The organism is Actinomadura sp. HBU206391, from assembly GCF_014323665.1.
In the GTDB taxonomy this organism is placed as follows: domain Bacteria; phylum Actinomycetota; class Actinomycetes; order Streptosporangiales; family Streptosporangiaceae; genus Actinomadura_C.
In genome coordinates this window covers 1-1588 of sequence record NZ_JABVEB010000524.1, presented here as the reverse complement: position 1 = coordinate 1588, position 1588 = coordinate 1, and the positions used below count along the sequence as shown (strand labels likewise).

Sequence of the window (1588 nt, the reverse complement as noted above, 5' to 3'; positions counted from 1 at the left end):
CCAAGGTCGCCGCGCGGTGGACGGCCTGCGCCAGGATCCGGTGCCGGATCGACAACAGCACACGGCCGGTGGCGACCAGGCCAGCGGCCACGGACGACGTCGAGGCCACGAGTGCGAGCACCCCGCCGTACGCGGTGAGGAACCGATGGAGCTGAGACAGGACGGCGCCGCCCGACCCGGCCAGGGTTCCCCAGACGAGCGGCACGCTCACGGCGGCCGCCAGCGCCATCATGATCCCGATCGCCGAGCGCCGCCCGCCGTGGTCGGGTCGCCCGAGATCGACCGTGTCGGCGCTCCCCACGTCGCGGCCGGCGCCCGATTCCGCCGGCGCACCGCGCAACGTCCCGGCGGCCGCCTGGTCCAGCTCGCCGACCGTGAGCCGGAAGACGTTCGCGACCACGCGTTCCAGCGACTCGACCGCCCCGTCGAGATGCGCGCAGAGATCGCGGTCCACGCGGCGGGCGTCCTCGAGCGCGCTCAGCCGTTCACGGAGCCGCGCGGTCTCGTCGATGATCCTCAGCAGGCCACGGTCGGCGCGATCGGCGTGATCGCCGGCGGCGCGGACGGCGGCGGTGCCCGGCGGCACGGCCGTCACCGGCCCGGTGTCCGGGGGCACGGCCGTCACCGGCCCGGCGTCCCGTAACCGTGCGGTCATCGAGTCCATGCGTTCGTCCTGGCGCAGCGTCAGCGCCTCCAGCTTTTCCAGCCGATCCGCCACCCGGCGCGCGCCGCGGGCCAGAAAGAGCTCCGCCCCGGCGGTCACCAGGCAGGCGACGATCACAATTACGGTCATGGTCGCTCCTCATCGCCTGGCTCGTCCCCCCGCGTGATGGCGCAGCCCACGTCGTGCCAGGACGATAAGCCACCCGATGGTCTTCTGTCAGAGGGTCTCGAGCGACGTCGTTGCTGTTCGCCTGGCTTGTGGTGGCTTGTACGAGGACTGGCCGCAACTCTGATCCGCCGGCCGGGCTCTCGGCGTGCCTCCGCCGTGCTCCCGGCGGGCGGCCCGGCCACCTCGGTCCGTGCCGTCAGGACCGGAATGTGAATTTCGGACTCCACCGCCGCGAGGCCTCTCGCCTTATGCGGCGGGGGCGCTTACCTTCTGGTAATGCGGCGGTGCCGCGCCCGATTTGACGGACGTGACGGCTGTCACGTGATCTATGTCCGTTTTTGGGCATGGTTGTTTAGTCGGCCGCATCAGGAGCCGGCCAGTAATGAAAGGCGACCCCTCGGTGCCCAACGGTAGTGATTTCGTCGTAGTAGCCAACCGCCTTCCGGTCGATCGTGTGACCGACGAGGACGGGCAGTCCTCATGGCGCCGCAGCCCGGGCGGGCTGGTGACCGCGATCGTGCCGCTGATGCGGCGTCGGGCCGGGGCCTGGGTCGGCTGGTCGGGCGCGCCGGACGAGGATCTGAAGCCCTTCGAAGAGGACGGCATGTCGCTGGTGTCCGTCCCGCTCTCGGCCGAGGAGGTCGAGCTCTACTACGAGGGGTTCTCCAACGCGACGCTGTGGCCGCTCTACCACGATGTGATCGCGGCGCCGGTCTACGAACGTGGGCTCTGGGACGCCTACGTCAAGGTCAACAG

General features: G+C 70.7%; 2 protein-coding genes. One reads left to right on the top strand and one right to left on the bottom strand.

All coding sequences use genetic code 11. From position 1 onward, the window contains the following. On the bottom strand, positions 1 to 793 hold a 793-nt coding region (locus HKK72_RS39080), incomplete at its 3' end, for a hypothetical protein (protein WP_222721694.1). Between the two features lie 421 nt (positions 794 to 1214). Here HKK72_RS39080 and HKK72_RS39075 point away from each other — a divergent pair. Further along, a partial coding sequence (locus HKK72_RS39075; protein WP_187239404.1) for a trehalose-6-phosphate synthase occupies positions 1215 to 1588 on the top strand: 374 nt, incomplete at its 3' end.